Annotated in this window: 15 protein-coding genes and 1 riboswitch; of the genes, 10 read left to right on the forward strand and 5 right to left on the reverse strand. The window is 73.0% G+C overall.

Features of this window, described 5'->3' with window-relative positions:
- Positions 1–340 precede the first annotated feature (340 nt).
- Positions 341–925 (reverse strand): Rv1733c family protein, encoded by a 585-nt coding sequence (locus F7R91_RS18775; protein ID WP_150950211.1) that lies wholly within the window; start codon positions 923–925, stop codon positions 341–343.
- Between the two features lie 238 nt (positions 926–1,163).
- Here F7R91_RS18775 and F7R91_RS18780 point away from each other — a divergent pair, with 238 nt between their 5' ends.
- The 4 genes from F7R91_RS18780 to F7R91_RS18795 all read left to right on the forward strand — a co-directional run bounded on the left by F7R91_RS18780 (position 1,164) and on the right by F7R91_RS18795 (position 5,129).
- Positions 1,164–2,249 (forward strand): WD40/YVTN/BNR-like repeat-containing protein, encoded by a 1,086-nt coding sequence (locus tag F7R91_RS18780; RefSeq protein ID WP_150950212.1) that lies wholly within the window; start codon positions 1,164–1,166, stop codon positions 2,247–2,249.
- Between the two features lie 82 nt (positions 2,250–2,331).
- Positions 2,332–3,009 (forward strand): uracil-DNA glycosylase, encoded by a 678-nt coding sequence (locus F7R91_RS18785; protein WP_150950213.1) that lies wholly within the window; start codon positions 2,332–2,334, stop codon positions 3,007–3,009.
- Entirely contained in the window at positions 3,006–4,007 is a 1,002-nt protein-coding gene (locus F7R91_RS18790; RefSeq protein WP_150950214.1) for an N-acetylglucosamine kinase, read from the forward strand. The genes F7R91_RS18785 and F7R91_RS18790 overlap by 4 nt, the downstream gene beginning before the upstream one ends.
- Before the next feature lie 198 nt (positions 4,008–4,205).
- Positions 4,206–5,129, forward strand: a complete 924-nt coding sequence (locus F7R91_RS18795) for a sirohydrochlorin chelatase (RefSeq protein ID WP_150950215.1) — start codon at positions 4,206–4,208, stop codon at positions 5,127–5,129.
- A 94-nt stretch (positions 5,130–5,223) separates the two neighbouring features.
- On the opposite strand, the gene F7R91_RS18800 is transcribed toward F7R91_RS18795, so the two are convergent.
- Both F7R91_RS18800 and F7R91_RS18805 read right to left on the reverse strand, forming a co-directional pair.
- Positions 5,224–6,252, reverse strand: coding sequence for a lactonase family protein (locus F7R91_RS18800; RefSeq protein ID WP_150950216.1), 1,029 nt, complete (start codon positions 6,250–6,252; stop codon positions 5,224–5,226).
- Positions 6,253–6,390: 138 nt separating this feature from the next.
- The gene (locus tag F7R91_RS18805; RefSeq protein ID WP_150950217.1) at positions 6,391–7,896 is read right to left on the reverse strand and encodes an FUSC family protein; all 1,506 of its coding nucleotides are present in this window, start codon (positions 7,894–7,896) and stop codon (positions 6,391–6,393) included.
- A 192-nt stretch (positions 7,897–8,088) separates the two neighbouring features.
- Here F7R91_RS18805 and F7R91_RS18810 point away from each other — a divergent pair, with 192 nt between their 5' ends.
- On the forward strand, positions 8,089–8,565 hold the full coding sequence (locus F7R91_RS18810; protein WP_150950218.1) for an Lrp/AsnC family transcriptional regulator: 477 nt from the start codon (positions 8,089–8,091) through the stop codon (positions 8,563–8,565).
- A gap of 19 nt (positions 8,566–8,584) precedes the next feature.
- Positions 8,585–9,286, forward strand: a complete 702-nt coding sequence (locus F7R91_RS18815; protein WP_150950219.1) for an HAD family hydrolase — start codon at positions 8,585–8,587, stop codon at positions 9,284–9,286.
- 397 nt (positions 9,287–9,683) lie between these two features.
- Here the strand turns inward: F7R91_RS18815 and F7R91_RS18825 are convergent, their stop codons facing one another.
- The gene (locus F7R91_RS18825) at positions 9,684–10,439 is read right to left on the reverse strand and encodes a LysR substrate-binding domain-containing protein (protein ID WP_150950220.1); all 756 of its coding nucleotides are present in this window, start codon (positions 10,437–10,439) and stop codon (positions 9,684–9,686) included.
- 58 nt (positions 10,440–10,497) lie between these two features.
- Between F7R91_RS18825 and F7R91_RS18830 the strand changes: the two genes are divergently transcribed.
- Positions 10,498–10,884 carry a DUF5997 family protein gene (locus tag F7R91_RS18830; protein WP_150950221.1) on the forward strand — a complete coding sequence of 129 codons (387 nt, stop codon included), beginning with the start codon at positions 10,498–10,500 and terminating at the stop codon, positions 10,882–10,884.
- Between the two features lie 52 nt (positions 10,885–10,936).
- The gene (locus F7R91_RS18835; RefSeq protein WP_150950222.1) at positions 10,937–13,126 is read left to right on the forward strand and encodes a TerD family protein; all 2,190 of its coding nucleotides are present in this window, start codon (positions 10,937–10,939) and stop codon (positions 13,124–13,126) included.
- 111 nt (positions 13,127–13,237) lie between these two features.
- On the opposite strand, the gene F7R91_RS18840 is transcribed toward F7R91_RS18835, so the two are convergent.
- A complete protein-coding gene (locus F7R91_RS18840) occupies positions 13,238–14,107 on the reverse strand; it encodes a fructosamine kinase family protein (protein WP_150950223.1) in 870 nt (289 codons plus the stop codon).
- Positions 14,108–14,398: 291 nt separating this feature from the next.
- A riboswitch (cyclic di-AMP (ydaO/yuaA leader) is annotated at positions 14,399–14,573 on the forward strand.
- An 8-nt stretch (positions 14,574–14,581) separates the two neighbouring features.
- Between F7R91_RS18840 and F7R91_RS42765 the strand changes: the two genes are divergently transcribed.
- Positions 14,582–16,216, forward strand: a complete 1,635-nt coding sequence (locus tag F7R91_RS42765) for an NlpC/P60 family protein (RefSeq protein ID WP_225320688.1) — start codon at positions 14,582–14,584, stop codon at positions 16,214–16,216.
- A gap of 265 nt (positions 16,217–16,481) precedes the next feature.
- Positions 16,482–17,231 carry a helix-turn-helix transcriptional regulator gene (locus tag F7R91_RS18850; protein ID WP_150950393.1) on the forward strand — a complete coding sequence of 250 codons (750 nt, stop codon included), beginning with the start codon at positions 16,482–16,484 and terminating at the stop codon, positions 17,229–17,231.
- The last annotated feature ends 2 nt before the right edge of the window (positions 17,232–17,233 follow it).

Genomic DNA, 17,233 nt, shown 5'->3' on the forward strand with positions numbered 1-17,233 from the left:
GTCGCCGCGGCGCTGCACATCGATGCGCAGGCGCGCGGGGGCACACCTCAACGCCGGGACGCCGTCAGTGTGCCCGGGCAGACCGGCCGCCGGGGCCTGACTCAGAGTCACGGCCGGGGGGCAGGCTGAGCGGTCGCGCACGGCGCTGTACGTCGATCCCGGCGGGAGGCAGTGCGGCGGTCGGGCGGGCGAGAGGGCGGTGCGTAGAGGACGGGGGCGCCACACGCGGGCAGCGTGGCGCCGCCGTGCAGGGGCGGCAGGCAGGACTGCGGTCCGGCAGCGGGGCGGCCGGCACACGACCGTGAAGCCACGTCGGCAGCCCGGTGCCGGGAGCTTCGCGTCAGCCTGTCGTGCGGCCCCACAGGGGGCCGAAGCGGGCCCACTCCGTGTCCCAGTGGTCCATGCGGTGGCGCTCCAGCCGGGCGCGCAGTGCGCGGCCGCCGATGAACGGCACGGCCGCCGCGCTCAGGCCTGCCAGGCCGCCGATCAGGGAAGCCCGCAGACGGGCCTGGGACGCGGTGGCGGGGCGGGTCACCAGGCGGCCCTGCCGGTCCGTCCACACGGTGACCGGTGCGCCTGTGGCGCTTCCGGGGCGGACCCGGACCTGGCCCGTGTGCGAGGAGCCGTTCGCCGCCGTCCAGTGCACCTTGCCCCACACCCGGTCGCCGCTGGACGTGGCCCTGTGCGTGGAGGACGCCCCGGGTGCCGGTTCGGTGAGCCGGGCCACGACCGGACGCCACTCGACGCGCTCCCGGGCCAGCCCGTGCTCGACGGACCGGGTCGACGCCAGACCGGCGAGGACTCCGGCGAGGAGGGTCAGCACCCAGGCACCGAGCATCACCCAGGCCTCCACCGCGTCGGCGCGGCGCTTGAGCGGATTGCGCCGCCACCGCCACAGCCAGACCTTCGGACCACGGAACGCCATCGAAGGCATCCTCCTCATGAGCGCACGAACATGCCGGACCGCCTTCCCATACGGGAGACGCCCCCTTCATGCTCACGACGAGTCCCGAAACCCGGCGGTCCCCCGTGTCGAACAGACTCCCGCGCCGGGCCTCCACCGCCGCCCTGACCTGCGTCGAAGCCGTTTCCGGAGGTGACTGTCAGTGGCTGGGTGCAGACTGGCCCGTGTCTGAGACGAAGACGTCGCGGAGGTGATCGGCATGACCGAGGTACTGCTCGCCGTGGGCACACGCAAAGGCCTGTTCATCGGGCGCCGGCGCGGTGGCGCCTGGGAGTTCGACGAAAGTCCCTACTTCAACGCGCAGGCCGTGTACTCGGTCGCCATCGACACCCGCGGTGACATCCCGCGCCTGCTGGCCGGGGGCGACAGCGCGCACTGGGGTCCCTCGGTGTTCCACTCCGACGACCTGGGCCGCACCTGGACGGAACCGGGCCGGCCGGCCGTCAAGTTCCCCCCGGACACCGAGGCTTCGCTGGAGCGGGTGTGGCAGCTGCACCCGGCGGCGGCCGAGCCGGATGTGGTGTACGCGGGCACGGAGCCGGCCGCGCTGTACCGCTCCGAGGACCGCGGCGAGAGCTTCGAACTCGTCCGTCCCCTCTGGGAGCACCCCACCCGGTCCCAGTGGGTACCGGGCGGCGGCGGGGAGGGCCTGCACACCGTGATCACCGACAAACGGGATCCCCGGGCGATCACGGTGGCCGTCTCGACGGCAGGGGTGTTCCGCACGACGGACGGCGGCGCGAGCTGGTCGCCCTCCAACTCCGGTGTCTCCGCGGTCTTCCTGCCGGACCCGAACCCGGAGTTCGGCCAGTGCGTGCACAAGATCGCGCAGGACGCGGCCACCCCGGACCGACTGTACCTGCAGAACCACTGGGGTGTGTACCGCAGCGACGACGCGGGCGCGCACTGGATAGACATCGGCGAGGGCCTCCCGTCCACGTTCGGCTTCGCCGCCGCGGCCCATCCGCACCGCGGCGACACGGCGTACGTCTTCCCGATCAACGCCGATGCGGACCGCGTGCCCGCCGACCGGCGCTGCCGGGTCTTCCGCACGACCGACGCGGGCAAGACCTGGGAGCCGCACGCGGCGGGTCTGCCGCAGGAGGACCACTACGGCACGGTGCTGCGCGACGCGTTGTGCACGGACGACGCCGACCCGGCGGGCGTGTACTTCGGCAACCGCAACGGCGAGGTGTACGCATCGGCCGACGACGGCGAAAGCTGGCGGCAGTTGGCGTCCCATCTGCCGGACGTGCTGTGCGTGCGGGCCGTGGTGATCGGATGAGCCGGACCGCTCAGGCCCGGTTACCGTCCGGCCTTGGCCACTGGTTGATCTCCGAGCTGCCCGCGGCAGTAGGGTGACGCCCGTGGCACCACGACCGTTGCATGAAATCGTCGAACCGGGCTGGGCGAAGGCCCTGGAACCCGTCGCCGGACGGATCGCCGAGATGGGCGACTTCCTGCGCACGGAGATCGCCGCGGGACGCACCTATCTTCCGGCCGGACCCAACGTCCTCAGGGCCTTCCAGCAACCCTTCGACGAGGTACGGGTCCTGATCGTCGGACAGGACCCGTACCCCACGCCGGGGCACGCGGTGGGGCTGTCGTTCTCGGTCGCGCCCGAGGTGCGCCCGCTGCCCGGCAGCCTGATCAACATCTTCCGGGAGCTGAACACCGACCTCGGTCTGTCCCAGCCGTCGAGCGGTGATCTGACGCCCTGGACACAGCAGGGCGTCCTGCTGCTCAACAGGGCGCTGACCACGGCTCCACGCAAGCCGGCCGCGCACCGTGGCAAGGGCTGGGAGGAGGTCACCGAACAGGCGATACGGGCTCTCGCCGGGCGCGGCAAGCCGCTGGTCTCCATCCTGTGGGGCCGCGACGCCCGCAACCTCCGCCCGCTGCTCGGCAGCCTGCCCTCGGTGGAGTCCGCCCACCCCTCCCCGATGTCGGCCGACCGCGGCTTCTTCGGCTCCCGTCCCTTCAGCCGGGCCAACGACCTGCTGGTGCGTCAGGGAGGGCAACCGGTCGACTGGCGCCTGCCGTGAGCGGCGGCGGGGACGCGCCGGGTGCGGGCGCACCCGGATTTCTCGCCGTCGATTCGGGCGGCTCCGGGCTGCGGGCCGTCGTCGGGACCGTGGACCGTGGCGTGCTGGCCCGGCGGGAGTCCCGGGAACCGGTGCGCACCGGTGTGCGGGGCATCGACCCCGGGCACCTGATGGAGCAACTGGTGCCCATGGTGCGGGCCTTGACCGCCGAGTCGGGGACGGAGCGGCTGGAGGTGGCCGTCGTCGGCGCCGCGGGCCTGGCCACCCTGGGTGATGCGCTGCGCGCCGAACTCCCGGCCGCGCTCGCGCGGGACCTCGGCGTCCGCACCGTGGCCCTCGCCGCCGACGCGGTCACGGCCTACGCGGGCGCCCTCGGGCCCCGTCCCGGTGCCGTCGTCGCCGCCGGGACGGGACTGATCGCGATCGGCACCGATCTGACCCGCTGGCGCCGGGCCGACGGCTGGGGCCATCTGCTGGGTGACTGCGGCAGCGGGGCCTGGATCGGGCAGGCCGGACTGGAGGCGGCCCTACGGGCCTACGACGGGCGAGCCGGAGGTTCGACGCGGCTGCTCGCGGCTGCCGAGGATCAGTTCGGCCCGATGCCGGAACTGCCCGGCACGCTCTATCCGCGCCCGGACCGTGCCGCCGTACTCGCCTCCTTCGCGCCCCGGGTGGCCGGCTGTGCGGCCGACGACCCCGTCGCCGCGGGCATCCTGCGGACCGCGGCCCGGCACATGGCCGACTCCGCCGTCGCGGTCTGCCCCGCCGAGGGTGAGCCCCGCGTCGCCCTCACCGGAGGCCTGTTCAAGCTGGGTGCCCCTCTCCTCGTGCCGCTGGAGGAGGAGCTCGCGATGCGGCTGCCGCACGCGCGGCGCGTGCCCGCCGAGGGCGATCCGCTCGACGGCTCGGTACGGATCGCGACCGAACTGGCGGCCGGTACGCTCACCCTGCCCGGTGACGAAAAACTGCTGTTCACAGTGTCGACAAAGGTCGATTGACAACCCGATACGACACTTTTCCGACAAGTGCGCTTTCCCACCCGGACAGTTGTCATCCTTCAGTTGTCACCTGTCGCAGGAAATTCGGGCTGATCACTCCTGATCCGTCCGTAACTCATCAGACAAAACAGGACGGATACCGCTCAGCTGCACCCTCCCCGAACAGGGGAACCCCGGAAACCAGTAACATGCGGCGCCATGAGCTCCCCCACTGGGCCCGAGTCCGGCCTGCCAGTACGAATGCCGCGACCCCGCCAGCCCGGGCGGCACCGCCGACCCGAACCCCTGGCGGCTCCCGAGGGCGCCCCCGCGCTCGTCCTCGTGGTGCCGGGCACCCCCGGCATCGCCACACGCAGCCTCGCCGAGGAGGTCGTGAGCATCGCCCGCTCCGAGCTCCCCGGGCTGGACGCGCGCATCGGGTACCTCGACGGGGACGACACCGAGTTCCCGACCCTGCAGGCCGTGCTCACCCACGCCGCGGAGGAGCGCACCGCCCGCTACGAGCAGGCCAAGGCCGCCGGTCTGGACGTCAAGGAGCCCGAGGGCCCGGTCGCCGTCGTGGTCCCGCTGCTCGCCGGTCCGGACAACGCGCTGCTGCGCCGGATCCGCCAGGCCGTGATGGACAGCCGCGTCGCGGCGGACCTGACCGATGTGCTGGGCCCCCACCCGCTGCTCGCCGAAGCGCTGCACGTGCGTCTGTCGGAGGCCGGTCTGGCCCGCGCCGACCGTGCCCGCCTGTTCACCGTGGCGACCGCCGCGGACGGTATCGTCCTGGCTTCCGTGGGCGGCGAGGAGGCCGTGCAGGCCGCCGGGATCACCGGCATGCTGCTCGCCGCGCGCCTGGCCGTGCCGGTGATGGCGGCGGCCCTCGACCAGGAGGGCTCGATCGCCTCCGTCGCCGAGCAGCTGCGGTCCTCCGGTTCGCAGCAGCTGGCGCTGGCGCCGTACCTGATCGGACCGGAGATCGACCCGGCCCTGATCGCGGAGGCGGCCAGGGAGGCGGGCTGCTCCGCCGCCGAGGCGCTGGGCCCGTACCCGGCCATCGGCAAGCTGGCGCTGGCCAAGTACACGACCGCGCTGGGCATCGCCCCGCAGCAGCCGCAGGGTGCGCAGGTCCGCTGACACGCACGGCAACCCTCGTCAGCACACCGAAGGGCCCGCTCCGGTCGCAGGAGCGGGCCTTTTCGTGCACTTCTGCCCGGGTGCCTGCAAAGGCTCAGCCGAAGACGACGCAGGACACCGCGGGCACGTCCATGGAGCCCTCGTAGCGCGGCAGCCCCGTGTCCGGGTCGACGGCGAACCAGGTGATGTTGCCGGAGCGTTCGTTCGCGACGTACAGGAAGCCTCCCGAATCGGCGATGGCCCGTGGCCAGTGGCCGCCGCACGGCGCCGTTCCGAGCAGCCGCAGCCCGTCCCCCTCGACCGCGAACGTGGACAGCACGTCCTCGCCGCGGGTCGCGGTCCATACGAAGCGGCCGTCGGGCGAGGTGAGGATGCCGGACGGGTAGGCGTCGCCCGACGGGGCGCCGGGCAGCACGGGTGTCTCGGTCAGCGGCTTCAGCGCGCCGTCCTCCGCGTCCCAGCGGCACACGGTGAGGGTCGGGGTGAGTTCGTTGACCACGTAGGCGTACGGCCCGGTGGGATGGAAGGCGAGGTGGCGAGGTCCGGAACCGGGGCGCAGGGCGGTCTCGCGACGCAGTTCGAGGCGGCCGTCCGCGAGGGTGCACACCCGCACCGAGTCCGTGCCGAGATCGACGCTGACCACCCACCGACCGCTCGGGTCGGGCTGCACATGATGGGCGTGCGGTCCCTGCTGGCGGCGGGTGTGCGGGCCCGAGCCGGTGTGGGCCAGCACATGGGAGGCGGCGGCCGCGAGGGTGCCGTCCGTGCGGACGGGGACGGCGGTGACGCTCCCGGAGCCGTAGTTGGCGGTCAGGACATGCTCGGCGAACAGGCTGAGGTGGGTGGGCCCGCTGCCGTCGACCGGCACCGGCGGACCGACCGGTTCGAGCGTGTCGCCGTCCACCCGGTACGCGGCCACCGCACCGTCCGCCGTCTCGCTGACCGCGTAGAGCGTGCCGCCGTCGGCCGACAGGGCCAGGTAGGACGGATCGGGGAGGCCGTCGAGGCTGCTCAGGGGGATCAGCGCGCCGGTGGCGGCCACGGCCGCCGTCACGATCCCGGGACCTCCGGCCGCCGTGAACGACCCGATGAACGCCCGCCGCCGCCCGCCGCCGTCTGTCACCGCAGTCCCCTTCCGGTTCTGTGCCTGCTCGGGGTCGACGGTAGCAGTCGATCACCATCGGTCTAGACCAAAGTGGCCGAGGTTCGACCGGCCCGCAATGGACCGGCTCCGGCCGCCCGAGACCTGTCCTGGGCCGTCCTAGGCCCCGATGAGCGGCGAGCCGCCCGGGCCGCTCGGGGTGCGCAATGGTGCGGCCAGTTCCGCCAGGGCGCGTTCCAGGCCGTGCAGATGGGCCAGCGCGGGCTCGGCCACGGGCGGCTCGGCCGGGTGGACGCCGACGTGCTCGGCCGGGCCGCCGGTGAGCGCCTCCACCGCCGCCTCGACACGCCAGCAGGCGGCGGCCAGACGGGCGTCGTGGGAGGCCTCCGGGTCGGCGGCGACGGCGACCAGGCCGCGGATCTCCCGGGCGCAGTCGTCGAGCAGGGCCAGCACCCGGCGGGCGCGCCGCTTGCGCCCGAGCATCGGATTGAGGGGGTGCACCAGCGGGGCGACCGAGAGCCGTACCCGGCCGAGCAGCTGTTCCAGTTCGGCCACGCGCCGGGCCGGGTCCGCGCCGTCGGCCCCGGCGAGGCGCGCGGCGGCCTCGGCGGTGCAGACGTGGACGCAGCGCAGGGCCCGCTGGATCCAGGCGTCGGTCGTGGTGTGGGTGGTGACGGGCAGGATGAGGATCACGGCAAGGGCGGCGCCGAGCGCCCCCACACCGGTCTCGGCGAGGCGCAGGGCGAGCAGGGCGGGGTTCAGGACGCCGAGGAGGCCGTAGAGGAGCTCGGCCAGCAGCGTCACGCACAGCATCATCCAGGTGTAGGACACGGCAGCCGTGTAGAAGATGCCGAAGACGCAGCCCGCGAGGAGCACGGCGGTGGGGAGGGCGGCTCCGTCCAGCGGGACGGCGACGAGCAGGCCGAGGCCGATGCCGATCACCGTGCCGAGGATCCGGCGGAAGCCGCGGACCAGGGTCTCGCCGCGCGAGCTGGTATTGACGAAGATCCACCAGGTCGCGCCGACGGCCCAGTACCAGCGCTGTCCGGACACCAGTTGGCCCACGACCAGGGCGAAGCCCGCGCCGGCGGTCGCCTGGACGGCCTGGCGCGTGGTCACACGGGCGAGGCCGGTGCCGGCCGGCGGGGCGGGTACCGCGGCCGGAGGCAGGCGGCGCTCGTAGCACCACAGGCCGAAGCGCACCGCCGCGGCGGTGAGCACGGACAGCACGACGGCGGCGTACAGCTCCGGCAGTTGCCCGCTGGTCGCGTGCAGGAACTGCGCCACGAAGAAGGTCATGAACGCGAACACGCCGAGGCTGTGCCCGCGCGGGCCCCAGCGCCGTGCGTACACGCCCGCGCCGGTCACGGCGAGGAAGGTGAGATCGCGTGCGACGGGGTGGTCGTGCAGCTCGGCCGCAGCGGCGAGCACGGGCAGTCCGACGGCCGGCAGCAGGGCGGTGGTGACGATCTGGTCCCGGACCGTGGTGTCCGTGACGGTGAACAGGGCGAGCATCGCGGCGAGCCCACCGGTGACTGCGCCGACGAGGGAGTGTCCGGCCAGGCCGCAGACGATGACCGCCAGTCCGACGCCCAGGACCGCCCGTGCGGCGAAGCGCAGCCGCGCCCGCCCCGGGTCCGGAGCCACGAACGCCCTCTTCAGCACTGCTGTCCTCCCCTGCGCACACGGGCATGAAAAAGGCGCCGCGGGATCCGCAGCGCCATCGACACGTCCATCACAGCATCAAGGCCGCCCCTGGCTCAAGTGGCGCCTAGAATGCTGGACCATTGGCACGGACATAACGGTCCCGGCACGTCCGCCGACGAGCCAACGGACCAGGCACGAGGAGACCGGACCATGGCCGTGGACGAGCTCGACACCCGCATCCTGCGGCTGCTGCTGGAGCAGCCGCGTACGAGCGTGCGGGAGTACGCCCGCGTCCTCGGCGTGGCACGCGGCACACTGCAGGCCCGTCTCGACCGGCTGGAGCGGGACGGTGTGATCACCGGCACGGGGCCGTCGCTGTCCCCCGCCGCACTGGGCCATCCCGTGCTCGCCTTCGTGCACATCGAGGTCACCCAAGGCCATCTCGACGAAGTGGGGGACGAGCTGGCGGCCGTACCGGAGATCGTCGAGGCGTTCTCGATCACGGGCGGCGGGGATCTGCTGACGCGGGTCGTGGCGCGGGACAACGCCCACCTCGAGGACGTGATCCAGAAGCTGATCAGCCTGCCCGGTGTGGTCCGGACCCGCACCGAGGTGGCGCTGCGAGAGCGCGTCCCGCACCGGCTGCTGCCGCTGGTGGAGTCGGTCGGGCGCGCCGCCCGGAAATGACCTTTGACATCCTGAGGCCATGAGCAGCCTCGGCGACACTTCGGTCCTCTTCGATCTCGACGGAACGCTCGTGGACAGCGAGCCGAACTACTACGAGGCGAACCGGCGGACCCTCGCCGAGCACGGCGTCCCGGACTTCACCTGGGCGCAGCACGAGCGGTTCGTCGGGATCAGCACCCTGGACACGGTCGCCCTGCTGAAGGAGCGATACGGGCTGCGGCCCTCCGTGCGGGAACTCCTCGCGACCACGAACCGCCGTTATCTGGAGCTCGCCCGGACCTCCACGCACGCCTACCCCGAGATGCGGACGTTCGTGGAGCTGCTGGCCGGTGAGGGCGTCCTGATGGCCGTGGCCTCGGGTTCGTCGCGCGAGGCCATCGAGGCGATCCTGGCCGGCACGGGCCTCGGCGCATATCTGCCGACCGTCGTCTCCGCGGACCAGGTCGCACGCGGGAAGCCCGCGCCCGACGTCTTCCTGGAGGCGGCCCGCCGGCTCGGCACGGCTCCGGCCGACTGCGTGGTCCTGGAGGACGCCGCGCCCGGCGCCGCCGCCGCTCACGCGGCCGGAATGCGCTGTATCGCCATCCCGTACATCGCCGCGCAGTCCGGCGCCCCCGAGTTCGCCACCGCGGACCTGCTGCTGCGTGGCGGCCAGACGGAGTTCACGGCGCGGGCCGCCTGGGAGTGGCTGGTGCGCTCGGCTTCCACGACTGCGCGGTGAGGCCTCAGGGGCCCGGTGTCCTGGCCGGCCGGATGTTCTGGCTGAGACGGAACCGGATGTTCTGCCTGGGACGGAAGTCGTTCTCCGGTTCGCGGTCGGCGTTGATGCGGGCCAGGCGGCGCACACACGGCACCACCCCTCTCCGGACGGACCCTTCTGCAGACCGAAGCGCTCGCCGTGGCGCTCGCCGTGGCCGCGCCCGGGCTGTCGCACAGGGGAACCGGCCGGGCCGACGCCGCCGGCACGGTGGTACCTCCGTCCGCCGGGACCGTACGGCCCTTCGCCCTCCAGGATGTGACGCTCGGTCAGGGTCTGTTCGCCGACAAGCGGCGGCGGCTGATGCCCGACCGAGGAAGCGGCGACGTTCGCGCCCTGAGAGACCGGCCGACGGGGCGGGCTACGACCGGCGCCGTGGCCTGCCCCGCCGCGCGCCCTTCGAACCTCCCGAAGCACCGCCCCGGGAGGCCTTGCCCTGCGCGGGCTTGCGCCCGCCGCTCTTCTCGGGGCGCTTGCGCTCCTGCTGAGCGGCGGCCGGGGGCTTGGCGCGTCCCCGGGTGCTGTTGACCGTGCGGCCGCGGACGATCCCGATGAAGTCCTCGACCAGGTCGGTGGTCGCCTCCTCCGGCCAGGACAGGGCGACCCCCGACTGCGGGGCGTCCACGACCGGGCGATAGGTCAGGTCCCTGCGATGATGCAGCCGGGCCAGCGACTGGGGGACGACTACAAGGCCGATGCCCGCCGCCACCAACTCGACGGCGTCCGCTGTCGTGACGGGGCGCTCGAACGCGGGAAGGCCCGGCGGGCCCTCCCAGTCGAGGACGTCGTCGAGGGGGTGCAGCACGATCTCGTCGTCGAGATCCTCGACGGACACCTCGTCGGCCGCCGTCACCACGTGGTCCTTGGGGACCACGACCACCGTCGTCTCGGTGTAGAGCGGGATCGCGCTGAAGACCGTACGGTCCACCGGCAGCCGTACGAGCGCCGCGTCCGCGTCCTTGCCGCTCAGCACCTCCGATGCCTCCGCGGCCGGCACCTGGAGAAGCGTCAGGGGCACGTCGGGCCGGCGCTCGTTCCAGATCCGCACCCACTTGCCTGGGGTCACGCCGGGGACGTACGCGAGCCGGAACGCGGGAGGTGCTTCCGAGCCTGTCACCAGGCCAGGCTACCCGGCATGGTCGGACGTCCCGTCCGCGGTCGTTAGGCTTGACGCCATGAAGTCGCACCAGACCGCCCAGACGATGAAGCCCGCGACCGCGGCGAAGAAGCTGGGCGTGTACCTCCCGGCCACCCCCGCGGAATTCCAGGCGGGCGTCGTCTCGCGCGCCGAGCTCAGCGAGCTGCAGGCCAATCCGCCCGAGTGGCTCCTGGAGCTGCGGCGCACCGGCCCGCACCCCCGTCCGGTGGTCGCGGCGAAGCTGGGCGTCTCCATCGCGGGTCTGGCGCGCGGCGGCGTGAACGAGGCGTTGACCACCGAGCAGATCGAGGCGCTGAAGCACGACAGTCCCGAGTGGCTGGAGAAGGAGCGCGCCACCCAGGCCGAGGTCCGCAAGGAAGCGGCGCGCATCAAGAAGAGGAACGCCGAGCGCGAGGGTTCCTGACCCAGGAAAAATCCCCATGCACCGGGTCGAACGCTTCTGCGATCATCCCGGAATGGCTCAGACTCTCGAACCGCTGGTCGTCCGGCACACCCACCGGCTCCCCTCCCCCTCGGGACCCGCCGGGTCGGGCGACATCGCGGCGCGGCAGTTCGACGCCGCGCTGATGTCCGTGGGCTTCAAGCTCTCCGCGGGCCTGCTGGAGCGCCTGTCGGGACTGTCCGAGGGCACGGTCGTCGGCACCGCCGTACGCACGCTCGCCACCGTCCGTGAGATCGTCGGCGACCACGTCCGGCACAACGTCTACTTCGTCGACTTCCCGGCCAATGTGCCGGACACCTTCGACTTCTGGATGCGGTGCATCGCCGAGGCCCTCGCCGACGACTCCTCGCGCGCCCGGACCCTCGACCAGCTGCGCGGCGGAGTGGTGGATCTGCTCACCCTCCCGTCCTACGGCAACTACCGGCACACGTATGCCGAGATGCTCACGGCCCATGAGGAGCTGATCGCCGCTGCGGGCGACCGCATGACGGTCCTGCACCTGGGCGGCGCCCTGGACGACGAGACCGGCGCGCTGTACCTGAAGCTGGCGGGCAGTGCCACTCCGCTGGGCGAGGGCGGTCTGCGCGACCTGGAGATCCTGGCCGGGCGGTGCGTGGACGGCCCCCAGCCGGAGGCGATCCCGGTCCGCGAGAACCGTGCCGTCATCAACCGGGCCCGTCTTGCGGCGGGCGCGGATCTTCTGCTGGACACCGTCACCGACGTGCTGCGGCTCGCGTGCGCGGTCTCCGGCGGTGACGTGACCCTTCAGGAGCCGACCCGGTTCCGCTCCCTGCCCCGCCCGGTCCGCCGTGCCCTGCTTGCGGGACTCGACTCGGTCGTCGCTGCGGCCCCCGCCAAGCTGGCCGACGTCACGGCGCACCGCGAGGCGTTCAAGCGGCTCGGTGAGCGCCTCCATCCGCACGAGTACCCGCGCTGGCCGCACGCCGCGGACGTGTTCGCCGTGGCGCGGGGGGAGAAGGAGGCGCGGTCCATCGACAGCCGGGTCGAGGAGCTGCTCGACCGGGGCGACGTCACCGGAGCGGCGATGCTGCTGAAGTCCGCGCCCGGAAAGCTGTTCCGTTCGCTGGACCGGCTGCTGCGCTCGGCCGTCGGCCAGGACGAGCGGGATGCCGTCATCGGCGCCGTCGAGCAGGTGGCGCCGCTGGTCTCGGGCCGGGTGGCGCTGTCGCTCCGCGAGCACCTGCACAACCGCGGCGAGGACAGCCTGCCCGGGAAGCCCGGTGCCCGCCGTGTGTTCGTCAACCGTACGGGCCGCGCCTGGGTCACCGGCGACGCCCGCCCGCCCGTGCAGCCGGCGGACCGCGAGCGTCTGATCGCCGCGCTCGACGCGGACATGCGACGCCGGCTCCCGGACCCGGGCCGGCTGCTGGTCGACCCGGACGTCCTCGACGTCGCGCTCCCGCTCAGCGGCAAGGCGACCGCATCCGGTCTCGGCGTGCTGCCGCGCGGCTCCGTCTCCCCGGTCGACGGCGAACTGCTGCGGTTCTTCGTGTACTGGAAGCAGACCGAACGCACCACCGACTACGACCTGTCGGCCCTGCTGCTGGACGCCCGGTACAAGACGATCACCTGGCTGTCCTACACCACCCTGACCGACCGGGAGGGCGAGCACTCCGGCGACATCACCGAAGCGCCCGACGGCGCCTCGGAGTTCATCAACCTGCGCCTGGGCGCGGCTCGCGGCACGTTCATCGTCCCGCAGGTCAACATCTTCTCCGGGGAGGGGTTCGAGGAGGTCGAGGAGTCGTTCTTCGGGTTCATGCTGCGCGACGCCGAGCAGCAGGGCCGCCCGTTCGAGCCGCGCACCGTGCGGATGAAGTCGGAGCTGCGCGGTCCCGGCCGGGTCGCGCTGCCGCTGGCGTTCCGGCGGGGGCGCGACGGCCGGTGGCACGCCAAGTGGCTGCACCTGTATCTGAAGGGCACTCCGTCGGCCAACCGGGTCGAGGAGAACCGGGTGTCGGTCGCAACGCTGCTGCGCGGGATCGTCGAGCGCGAGCAGCTCACGGTCCGTTATCTCGTCGACCTGATGTGCGGCGGGACGGCGACGACCGTGACGGAGTGGGACGGCAGGACGGTGCCGGACGGACCCGTCACCTACATCGGTCTGCAGCGCCCCGACGGTCTCCACCCGGACTCCCGGGTCATCACTCCCGAAAATCTGCGCGACCTGATCCCGGGCTGACTGCTAGCGTGGGACGCGGCGAGGCCATGAACGGGCTTCCTTCTCACAACTTCCTGGAACTAGCCCCTTCGCTTTCCTCGCCCTCGACTTCGCACCGGGCGGCGCCGGCGGTCATCCCGCCGACGCCGCCCGTGCCACGTCCAGGGCCTGTTCGGCGTAGCCGCGGCCGAAGAGCACGGCATGGACCAGCAGCGGGAAGAGCTGGTGCAGACCGGTCCGGTCCCGCCAGCCGTCGGCGAGCGGGGCGGCCTGCTGGTAGCCGTCCAGCACCGCCTCCAGGTGCGGGCAGCCGAACAGACGGAGCATCGCCAGGTCGGTCTCGCGATGCCCGCCGTGCGCCGCCGGGTCGATCAGCCACGCGTGTCCGTCAGCACCCCACAGCACATTGCCGTTCCACAGGTCCCCGTGCAGCCGGGCCGGCGCTTCGGCCGGACCCGCCAGCTCGGGCAGCCGCTCGCAGACGCGCTCGACGAGAGCCGCCTCGGCCGGGCGGACCGTGCCGTCGTCGACCGCCTGATGCAGGTACGGCAGCACGCGGTGCTCGGCGTACCAGCCCGGCCAGTCGGTGCCGGGGACATTGCGCATCGGGGCGCGCCCGATGTACGCGTCATTCGGGCCGTCGGGCGGTGGGGCGCCGAAGGCGGGCGCCCCGGCGGCGTGCAGAGCGGCCAGGTCGCGGCCGAACTGCACCGCCGCGCGGGCGTCGGGGCGGCCCTCCGGGACATGGTCGGTGACCAGCCACCGCGCGTCGCAGCCGCGCACTGCCGGGATCCGGACCGCACCCGCGTCGGCCAGCCAGCGCAGCCCCGCCGCCTCCGCACGCACGGATCCGGGGGCGTCACCGGACTTGACGATCACGGCCCGGCCGTCGTCGAGGGTGAGCTGGGCGAGCGCCCCGGACAACCGCCGCTCGCCGGCCACGCGGAGCCCGGTGAGCCGTGCTGCCGCCGCCCCCGGGCTCTCGCCGGAGCCTTGTCGCATCGTTCGGACCTCCGTACGTCCGTGCCGCCCATGGCGTCCGTGGCCTTCGGCAATGGACCGTAGCAGCCGCACGTTCGGGTCCGATCGTCGCGCACATCGCGGCGGCTGAACGGCCGGACGCCGAGGGCCGCTCCGTCCGCGGCGCGCGCTGAACCCCAGGTCACATCCCGCCACAACGAAGGTCACAATTACGTATCGGACATTCGGGGCTTCAACCTTCACACGAGGTACACAAGTTGGCTAGGTTGACGGCAGGCTGTTCGACTCCCTCCGGCGGACCAGCGCCGGGTCGCGCAGCCTCCGCCGAGTCCGGCGCGCCGCAAGGCGGCCCGGAGCCGGGGACCCAACCGAAACATGGGGTGAATCGGCCCAACTGCCCTTCGGGGCAAGGGCCGTAGGGCACACCTTCCGGATTCGTCCGCCCGAACCCGACAGCTAACTCGGTAGGCGGAGCACGGAAGGAGTACGTCCCCCATGGCGCCGGAACGAACATCGCGCCCCAAAGGTCTCGGCCTGCCCGGCATGCGCAACTCCGCCCTCGCGACGGCGGCGCTCACCTCGGTGGCCCTGTTCTCCCAGACGGCCGACGCCGCGGCCGGGGACGACGGACCGAGCCGCGACGAGGTCCAGCAGCGGGTCAACACGCTCTACGACCAGGCCGAGACCGCGACCGGGAACTACAACGCGACCCGTGCAATGTCGACGGGTACGCGCCGCGCCGTGGGGACGGCCGCCAAGGGGTCCGGGGGTTCCGACCCCGCCCTCGACGAAGTGGCCAAGCAGTGGTTCGACGTGGCGCGCTCACGCTTCGGCCCGACCGTCCCGGCGGTGCTGCCGCCCGACCGGACGCCTACGCCCGCACCGCCGTCCCGTTCCGCTGAACGGCAGGCTGTCCTGACCGAGTTGACGGCCGAGCGGGCTCCCGCCGACGCGCGCGAGCTGCCCGCAGGCGCGGCTTCCAGGCCCGTACTGGAGTTGACCGCGGGCCCCTCGTCCGCCTCCGCTTCCCTTCCCGCGCTCCCTGCCGCACCGGAGGCGGGAGGGCGAGCGCCCCTGGCTCTGCCCGCAGCGACGGCCGGGGATCAGCGGGCGTCGCTGCGGACCTCCAAGGAGCAGAGCCTCCTCAAGCTCGCCGCGGCCCGTGAGCTGCTGTCCGGGCACGCCGCGCAGCAGACGGCACCGGTCGCCGCGCTCGAGGCCGCACCGGCGGACGGCACTTGGCTGGGTACGCCGGAGCCGGCTCGCCCCGCCGCCGCGGAGGAGGCATGGCCGCAGCAGGCGGCGAACGTGGCGCTGCCGCAGCACCAGCCGACCGATCCTGGAGCATGGACCCAACAGCAGGTCGCCGAGACCGCAGCCTGGCCCCAACAGCAGCTGTCCGAGCCCGGAGCACAGACCCAACAGCAGGCCACCGAGACAGTGGGTTGGCCCCAGCTGCAGGCCACCGAGACCGCAGCCTGGCCCCAACAGCAGGCCACCGAGACCGCGACATGGGCCCAGCAGCAGGCCACCGAGACCGCAGCCTGGCCCCAGCAGCAGGCCGAAACCATGGCATGGCCGCAACAGCAACCGGCCGCCGATGGGGCATGGCCGCAACAGCAACCGGCCGACAGCGGGGCGTGGCCCCTGCAGACCGGGGAGGCGGCCTGGCAGCAACAGCAGCCGTTCCCCGGGCCGGCCGCGACCACGGACGGCCCCGGCACTCCCGCGGGCGCCGTCGGCACCGTGAGCGCTGCGGACCCGGTCAACGGCCCGAAGGCCGAGCGGGCCCTCGACTTCGCCCGCGCCCAGACCGGCAGGCCGTGTGTCATGGGCGCGACCGGCCCGGACTCGTACGACTGCGCCAGCCTCACCCAGGCCGCCTGGAAGGCCGCCGGCGTCGCACTCCCGCGCAGCGCGCCCGACCAGGCCAACGCCGGCACGGTGATCCCCCTCAGCAGTGTCCAGCCCGGCGACCTGCTGTTCTTCCACGACGACCTGACGCACGTGGGCCTCTACACGGGCAACGGCCTGATGATCCACGCGCCGGGCCCGGGACGGTACATACGCGAGGAGTCGGTCCACAGCGTCGGAGAGTCGGCGATCCGCGGAGCGGTGCGGCTCGCCTGAGATCCGGTGGTCCGGTGTGAAGGAGCGGCCAGGAGTGCGGGCCGCCGGTCCCCCGTGCCGGCGGCCCGCTGTTCCCCCCGCCGCGACCGCCGTGACGCCCATGTGCTGGAGTGAGTCCGAGAACGTCCATGGTGCCCGGGGTCGCTCGGGTCACAAGTCTGGGCCGGACAGAGGCCGAACCGGTATGGGGAGAACTGCGTACGCGGTCGGCCGGACGAGCGGAGCGGGACAGGTGGCACAGGGGCTGCACAGAGCCTACGAACGCATGGTCACGGTGGCCGTGGCGGCACTCCACGAGCGTGACCCCGCGCACCTGTGGCCCCTGGTGTCCGCCGCGCTGCCGGAGGTGTGCGGCGGCGAGGCCCTGATCTACAAACTGGACGACTGGAGTGAAAGGGGCGGCACGGTCGGTGTGTCGCCCGGCGCCGCCTCGGAGTTCGGCAGGCTGGGGGAAGAGTCCCTGGGCCTGCTGCGGGCCGGGTTCCCCTTCGCGCGGCACTACGCGGCCGGGGACGACAGAGCGCCGGTGACGGCACGTCATGCCGCCGGGCCGGGGTGGTCCGCGAGTCCGACGGCACGTCTGATCGACGAGGTCATCGACGCGGATCATGTGCTGGCCGTCCCGCTGCCGCAGTCGAGCGCCCCGATCACCGGCTGTCTCGTCTACCGCTCCGGCGAGGACTTCACGGACGACCACCTCCGGATCGCCCAGCAGGTACAGCCGTTGCTGGCGGCCGTCGAGCAGCAGCGGCTGCTCCTGGAGCGCTGGCAGCGGGTCGCCGGGCCCGCTGCCACTCAGGATGCCGCCCTCACGTCCCGGGAGAAGACCGTACTGCTCCTGCTCACCGACGCGCTGACCGCTGCCGCCATAGGCCGTCGCCTCGGGATTTCCGACCGTACGGTCCACAAGCACATCGAGAAGATCTACCGCAAACTCGGCACCCGCGACCGCATCAGCACGGTACTGCGCGCCCAGCAGCTCGGGTTGGTCCCGACGCCGTCGCCTCCGCGCTGACA

The sequence above is a fragment of the Streptomyces luteolifulvus genome (assembly GCF_008806595.1).
In the GTDB taxonomy this organism is placed as follows: Bacteria; Actinomycetota; Actinomycetes; order Streptomycetales; family Streptomycetaceae; genus Streptomyces; species Streptomyces luteolifulvus.